This window comes from Bacillus cereus group sp. N24 (genome assembly GCF_016483345.1).
Taxonomy (GTDB): domain Bacteria; phylum Bacillota; class Bacilli; order Bacillales; family Bacillaceae_G; genus Bacillus_A; species Bacillus_A toyonensis.
Window position 1 is genome coordinate 1 of sequence record NZ_JAEHCA010000156.1, and the last position, 239, is coordinate 239.

Consider the following 239-nt stretch of genomic DNA (forward strand, 5'->3'; position numbering starts at 1 on the left):
GTGATTGCTGTTAGTTGTATTTCTTATATCGCTCGTGTATTCGGTCGGTATACAGCATGGCGGTTTACAAGACCGATGCTCGGTATAGGGTAAATAGGTTTTTGATTTTTCGGTGTTAGCTGTCTAGAATGAACTTCCCACTCTCTATCTTAATCTTTAATGTTAGATCGTTATTATATTATGGAATTCCGAGGAGAGATTTTCACTAGCTTAATTGCTTTTCTTCCATTCCTTGCTTA

General features: G+C 37.2%; 1 pseudogene. It reads right to left on the bottom strand.

Annotation, left to right across the window (positions count from 1 at the left end):
- Positions 1–26: 26 nt before the first annotated feature.
- Positions 27–239, bottom strand: a pseudogene (locus JDS95_RS31490) (ATP-dependent protease LonB); the annotation flags it as partial.